6 protein-coding genes are annotated in these 7,237 nt (G+C 55.5%); 5 read left to right on the top strand and 1 reads right to left on the bottom strand.

Translation table 11 applies throughout. From position 1 onward, the window contains the following. On the bottom strand, positions 1 to 403 hold a 403-nt coding region (locus ACP5E6_RS14935; RefSeq protein WP_427955266.1), incomplete at its 3' end, for a transposase. Between the two features lie 482 nt (positions 404 to 885). Between ACP5E6_RS14935 and ACP5E6_RS14930 the strand changes: the two genes are divergently transcribed. The 5 genes from ACP5E6_RS14930 to ACP5E6_RS14910 all read left to right on the top strand — a co-directional run. After that, positions 886 to 1,554 carry a MotA/TolQ/ExbB proton channel family protein gene (locus tag ACP5E6_RS14930; RefSeq protein WP_427955264.1) on the top strand — a complete coding sequence of 223 codons (669 nt, stop codon included), beginning with the start codon at positions 886 to 888 and terminating at the stop codon, positions 1,552 to 1,554. 4 nt (positions 1,555 to 1,558) lie between these two features. Beyond that, a complete protein-coding gene (locus ACP5E6_RS14925) occupies positions 1,559 to 1,969 on the top strand; it encodes an ExbD/TolR family protein (protein ID WP_427955262.1) in 411 nt (136 codons plus the stop codon). A 434-nt stretch (positions 1,970 to 2,403) separates the two neighbouring features. Beyond that, positions 2,404 to 4,701, top strand: a complete 2,298-nt coding sequence (locus ACP5E6_RS14920) for a TonB-dependent receptor (RefSeq protein WP_427955260.1) — start codon at positions 2,404 to 2,406, stop codon at positions 4,699 to 4,701. Between the two features lie 416 nt (positions 4,702 to 5,117). Further along, positions 5,118 to 5,441: an energy transducer TonB family protein gene (locus tag ACP5E6_RS14915; protein WP_427955258.1), complete on the top strand. Its 324-nt coding sequence runs from the start codon at positions 5,118 to 5,120 to the stop codon at positions 5,439 to 5,441. Positions 5,442 to 5,537: 96 nt separating this feature from the next. Further along, a partial coding sequence (locus ACP5E6_RS14910; RefSeq protein WP_427955256.1) for a YncE family protein occupies positions 5,538 to 7,237 on the top strand: 1,700 nt, incomplete at its 3' end.

Here is a 7,237-nt window from a genome sequence, read left to right as displayed (position 1 = left end):
CGGAGAAGGCAAAGGTTCCGTTGCCGTAGGCAATGGAAAGCCTTCGGAGGTTGTCGATGATCGCGGCAGTCGGGCTTGCCTCGCGGTCAACCTGTTCGCGGCATCTGACGTACAGCGCATGATGAATGCGATCGAGCGTGCCATCCTCGTTCCAACGGCGAAAATAGTCGTTCACCGTGCTGCGCGGGGGCAGATCTTTCGGCAGCGACGCCCATTGGCAACCGGTACTCAGGATGAACATCAGCCCGTTGATCACCTGCCGCTCATTCACCGTGCGCTTGTTGCCGCCACGCTTGGCGGGCGGGATCAGCGGGCCGATGATCGCCCACTCGTCATCCGTCAAATCGCTCGGATAGCGCAGCTTGCTGCGATCATACCGGGCGCGGTTCTCGTTCGTCCACATCAGGCTGCTCCTGCGAATCGGGCCGCCGCTATGGAATCACAAGTGACTCCAAAGATTCAAGGTGTTCCCGGATGGACACTTAGAGTTTTGCTGATTTGGTGCGATGCCGTTCCCGGTCGGTCTTTGATAGGGAAAAATTGATGACGGTAGTGTTCAGGCATCCGAAGATTTCCGCTGGGGCGCCTTGGCGTAAATCGCAAGCGAAAGCAGTTGCCGCTCACATGTGCCACTGGTGATGCTCTGATCTGTGTGTAGCCGCCGCGGGGTAAGGCCGGTGCCTAAACGCTGGACCAACGCTGATTATGATAGAGGTCCCACTCGTGGAATGAAACGGCGACTGATGAATTTGGCGCTCTGCGTCGGCAAGTCACTGTAACTGTCATCGATCCTTCACACAACACCGACGCAGCTTCATCTAAGGCTGCACGGTGAACCGCGCCGGGAATTCCGGAGGCTGTCGGTAACCACCGGAGACGACCTCTATGACTCTAGCTTACATCATACATCTCGCCAACTATTCCGATGGCGTACTCTATGTTCTGGCCGTCCTGTTCCTGATCGCGACCGCGGTGATGTTCGATCGTGTGTGGTATCTGCGGCGGGCGATCCTGCGGGGCAACACTATCGTCACGCGGATGGCGCGGATGGGGCAGCTTTCGGTCGAAGATCTCGCAGCGATGCGGGATTTTGCGGGTAAGCAGCCCGAGGCGGTGCTGCTCGACACTGCCCTGCATCATGTGGGCGATGCCAACCCGGCCGTCATGGGCAACCGGATGGATGAAGCGATCATGTTGGTCGCACCACGTCTGGATCAGCGGCTCTGGATTCTCGACACCATCGTGACGCTGGCGCCGCTGCTCGGGCTGTTCGGCACGATCATCGGCATGTTCCACGCGTTTTCGGTGCTGGCGACGCCGGGTCATGCACCGGCCGAAGTGACCGGTGGCGTGGCGGATGCGCTGGTGGCGACCGCGTTCGGCATTCTGATCGCGATGCTCGGGCTTTCGGCATTCAACCTGTTGCAGAACCAGGTGCGGCTGATTTTGCACCAATTGGAGACGATCAAGACCATGGTGCTCAACCGGACCGACGGCGCCTTGCTGGTGCCAATGGTTCGGGCGGGTGGTGCGATGCGCGCCGCAGCGGAATAGAGCGGTGAAACTGCGCTATTTCGAGGCCCGCAAGGCGCGGGTCGAGATCATTCCGATGATCGACGTCATGCTGTTTCTGTTGGTATTCTTCATCATCGTGACGCTACAGATGATCCCGGATGCGGGAGTTTCGCTGCAATTGCCTAATTCGAGCCAGACGCAACACCTCAGGCACCCGAAATTCACCGTTAATATTCTCAAGGACGGGACGGTGAAGGTGAAGGACAAGGTGTTAACACCGGCGCAACTGACCGCATTGTTCCAGAGCGATGGCGATACCGCGAAGACGCAGGTGACGATTGCGGCCTCGAAGCACGTGGCGTTCCAGCATTTCATCACGGTGATGGATGCGGCGCGCAAAGCCGGGGTCAGCGATATCGGTATTGCCGCGCAGCCAGTACAATCCTCACCCTAATGTATCTTTACAATGCGATAACGCAAACAAGGAATACTAGGCCTATTTTCTGCGCCAATTTCGATGCTGGGTAGCCCATTTTTAAAATATAATATTTTTAGCACGACAAATAAATAGTCCACGTCTACACTGAAAAAAGTAATGCATAAATAGGTTCTTGTTCCATGTTCGAAATGATGACGCTGAGAAAAATTCTAATACTGACCGCATATAAAGACAGACTGATATATGTGACCTAGCATGTTTTTATGTACCATATGATCGTGTTCACGCTAATGTGTGTGTTGCTCAAAAGTATCAGATGGGTACTGAGTATTAAAAAATAACGTCGTTTCATCGTAGCGTCATACAAATGAAAACATAATGTCACAGTTCGTTTGTATATGGCGGACTTCGAAATTTGGGGAAAAATCATGAGCTTTCGGATGATGTGTATGAGCGCGTCGGCATTGTGTGCCGTTATGGGATTTGTCCGACCCGTTTTCGCGCAAGCCGTCCAAATCGCGGGGAATACGACCCCGGTTAAGATCGAAGGCATCTCAAAAACTGGTGCGAAAGCCGAAGTTGCACGAAGAATCCCACTCAAGGCAGCATACGCCGAAAATACCATCAGCAAGAAAGCGATTGAATACGCTTCACCGGCAGCCACCGCACAGACAATTCTGAACCAGGCGCCATCGATACTGGCGACCAGCTCAGGACCGGGTGGAGTTCGAACACATATTCAATTTAGGGCTTTCAATTCTGGCCAATTTTCAGAGACATATGATGGAGTTTCTCTGAACGACATCTTTAATGGTGGAGTAACTAATGAAGCATCAATTCGAAACAATACCCTGATCACGCTCAACGACTTCGACGGAATTGAGATATATCGTGGTATCAACAATCCATCGGTTAATTCGTATAATTCACTTGGCGGTACGATTAATTATCGCCCGATCGAACCAAGCGCACAACAGTCGTTTAATGTTGGCGCAAGCTATGGAAGCTTCGATAGTTCGAACTATCATTTTACTCTGAACTCCGGCACCTTAGATGGAGTTCGTCAAATACTTTCATATCAACAAAACTATAGCGCTGGATGGCTAAAATACAGCAAAGACCGCAATCAGAATATATACTACGGGCTACAAGCCGCAGATTTCGGCGGGAATGGCCAGGCGTATCTACATTTCGTATTTGACCATAATCAAGGACAAACCCCGCATACTGTACCGCTGCCGTTAATCGCGCAATACGGCCCCTCTTACCAATTTCCTGCATCATACGGATATTCCAATAATATAAACACGAATGTTCTTCTAATCGTAGGACAGAAATATAACTACAATAATATTACGCTGAATTTAAAAGCATTCTTTGGTCATGAGACCTACCAACGCACGTCCTATGCAAATCCGTTGGATGTTCAGAGTGCATCCCAGCCCTATCCGCTGCCCAATTCACCGTCGACCTCGGAGTTCTGGCTGTCGAACCCGTTCTATCCTTCCTACAATCCGATCGCCCAATTCGGTTCGGTCGCGTATGGCACAGACTATCATTTGTATGGTCAAGGCGCATCGGAACTCGGGCTCCAGCCGAGCATGAAGATCGCGCTCCCTCACAATACGGTTCAACTCGGAGCGAATCTGACATATGGCTATCTCAATTCCCGTGAATTCTGGTATGGCAGTCAGCCTGTACCTCAAATCAACGGGTTCAACGATGCGTGGGATGAGCACGACCGTCGTACTCTCGGATCGCTCTATGTGCAGGATACGATCAAACTTTTATCTGACCGCCTAACGATCATTCCAGGCATTAAATATCTCTATGCGAATACCAAAAACTTCAATGCATACGGTTTCTACGATCAACCTGGAAGCGTGTCGGACTTTGAACATTATACATCACCCACGATAGGCGCTAATCTGGAGTTGTTTAAAGGCGCATCCGTCTATTTCGCCTATGGACAGAATATCAAATTCCCCGGCATCAGTGCGTATTACGGAGATATTGGCTTACAGACTTCCTCAGGAGCCTACATCACACCACCGCTGGCCGTACAGCCAGAGTATGCAAAAGATTACGAGACCGGTTTCCGCTATGAGCATCATGGTTTCGGCCTAAGTGCAAGCTTCTACAAAGAGAACTTTCAGAATACATTTGTAACCGTGACAAACCCTGTCACGAACATCTCGACCACGACAAACGGCGGCGCGTCAAGATATTCCGGGGTCGAACTGCAACTGATCGATGATTTCGGTACCATGCCGTCGTCGTTAATACCGGGCAATTTTTCGGGTTACTTTAACTACTCTCACAACACAGCGGTATTCACCTCTAGCTTCAACTCGAATTATGCTGGAACTGTAAACAGCGGCCAGCCACTCGCCAATGTCCCAGCGAATCTCATCAGTTCCGGCGTTATTTGGGATTGGCATCATTGGCATGCGACTGCCAACGCCCAATATGTTGGGCGTCAGTATCTTCAGCAGCAGTATGCGGGTACGCCGACCTCAGCGACACAAGCACCCTATTTTCTGCTTAATATGAGTGTGGGTAAAACGATTCCGGTCAAACTCGGAGCTGTAAAATCTCTTCAGATCTCACTGAACATCGATAACCTTCTAAACCGTACATACTATACGAAGGACTATATCAATCAGGACTACAATAACAATAACTATAATTCAGTTCTTCTTGGTGCACCACGAGCATTCTATGGTAATATTACGGCAACATTCTGAAGATGTCTGATACGCAACTGCATTTTCTCACCGAATCGGGTCGGTCCCGATTCGGCTGGGCGCTCACTCTCGCGTTCGCCCTTGAACTTGGTGGATTGATAACAGTCATTATGATGCCGACACGACATCCACCCCGGATCGTCAAACCCGTCACAATGGCAATTCATATGGTCAAGCCTGGGCCGCCCAAGACTCTTCCTTTACCCCCTCGGCCAGTGCAGCCGCCGAAACAACCCGCGACCTCGATGCCGGCATTGCCCAAGCCACCTCCGCCGTTACCGCATCATCCACGCGTCGCGGTTCATCATCGCCCGCCTCCGAAGCCAGTTCCGCTTATGCCGCGTCGTACCGTGGCGCGTCCTGCACCGCCTCAACCGACACCACCGCCGACACCCGCGCCCCCGGCGCCAGCCGAGATGGCCCCACCCCCGAGTCCCGCCGCAATCCAGTCCGCCGAAGCGCGATATGTCGGCATCGTGCGCGGGATCATCCTCGGCAACCTCACCGTTCCATCCGGTTTGCGTAATCTCGGTGCCTCCGGAACAGCGACGATTGCGTTCAAGGTTACGCCAGATGGTCGGATTTTGTGGACGCGGATCATCCGCCGCAGCGCGTATCAATCTGCTAATGGGGCCGCCCGGCTCGCCGTAGAGCAGTCACATTTTCCCCATTTTCTAAAGAAAATGCCGGATCATCCGATTGTGTTCGAAATCCCGATCCGGGTGTCCGGTGCCGGCTGAACGAAGGGGTGACGATACGCAGCGTAATCGAACCCATCGGCAGATCGCCCATGAGCTGAGCCAACCGACTCGTCCAAAGTAACCAGGAGACGCCGCATGAGATCGCACCGCGCATCGAACATCCTCAAATCCACAGTCCTGAGCGCCTTGGCATTGATCTGCGCCGCCTGGTCCGGACCGCCCGCTTCACCTGTCACCATCAACCAGACCAATCTCGCCGCCTACACCCACGAACTCCCGGCCGGCCGCGTGGTCGCGCCCGTCGGCACCATCGTCACGACCCCGAATTTCCCGACCGGTGTGGCAATCGTCGGCAACCGCATCGCCGTGCTGGCCAACGGCGCGTCCCGCGCGCAATCCATCGTCCTCTACGATCGCACCACGCTCACACAGGTCGCCTCCCTGATCGGCCTCACCGGCAAGCTCAAATCACCACCGCCGGCCGGCGCCCAGATCCTCAAACGCCAGGATTTCTTCCAGGGCCTCGCCACCGGCCCAACCGGCACGCTCTACGCCGCCGGCGGCGCCTCGAACGATGTGCTGGCGATCGATGCGAGCGGACCGACCCCCCGCATCCTCCACACCTACCACCTTACCTTTCAGGCATTCCCCCGCACGCAATACCCCTACATCTACCAAGGCGCGCACCACGCGGACGTCCACAAACCCGCCGGCCTCGAAGCCGATAAAACGCCGCATCCCCGCTATTTCTTCCCCGATGCCGTGGCCGCGACCGCGCATCATCTCTTCACCACCGGCCTGCTCGCCAATAGCCTCGCCCGGATCGATCTGCGCACCGGTGCCACGGATTATCTCAACATCGGCGCCTACCCCAACGCGCTCGCCTTCGTCGATCACCACCGCATACTCGCCGTCTCGCTCTGGGGTGACAATGCGGTGGCACTGGTCGACCCGAAAACCATGAAACTCCTGGCCAAAATCGCCATCGGCCCGCACCTTACAGCAACCTCGGTCGAGGCCGGACTGCACCCCATCGCCCTGGCCGGGCGGACCCACGCGCCGCATCTCTACGTCGCCCTCGCCAATGGCGACCAGGTCGTCGAGATCGACACGAAACGCCACACCATCATGCGTCGCATCTCGGTCCTGCCCTACCCCCACGCCGCCTCGGGATCGTACCCCGACGCCCTGGCGCTGAACGGCCACCGTCTCTACATCGCCAACGCCGGCAACGACGATATCGCCGCGATCGACACAAGGACCGGCGCACAGCGCGGCCTCACCCCCACCGGCTGGTACCCCACCGCACTCACGGCCAGTGCTAACCATCTCTACGCGGTCAGCGCCAAGGGTCTCGGCTCCGGCCCCAACATCGCCCATCAATGGGTCGGCGACATGATGAGCGGCCTTTTGCAGGCAATCCCCCGCCACCCCGATCCCGCAACCCGCGCCGCCCTCACCACCGCAGCACTGAGCAACAACCGCTTCCTGCCGGCGCAACGTGCCGCATTGGCCTCGCGCAACGCCAGAATAACCGCAGCGCTCGACCGGAAAATCCACACCGTCGTCCTCATCCTGCGCGAGAACAAAACCTTCGATGAAGAGTTCGGCCGCTACCCCGGTCTGGGACTCTGGGCCGATCCGCATCTCGCCCTCTACGATCGCAAGGAACTGCCCAATCTCTACCACATGGCGGCCACAGGCGCCCTGTTCGTCGATTTCGACGCCGATGGCGAAGTCACCGCCCAGGGCCATCAATGGACCACGGCGGCCAGCGATTCCGATTTCGTGCAGCGCACCTGGGGCCAGTATTATTCCAACCGCGGCCTGCAGGG

The organism is Acidiphilium sp. (assembly GCF_049977125.1).
Classification (GTDB): domain Bacteria; phylum Pseudomonadota; class Alphaproteobacteria; order Acetobacterales; family Acetobacteraceae; genus Acidiphilium.
The sequence above is the reverse complement of the archived record's forward strand: the minus strand, read 5'-3'. Positions and strand labels throughout refer to the sequence as shown.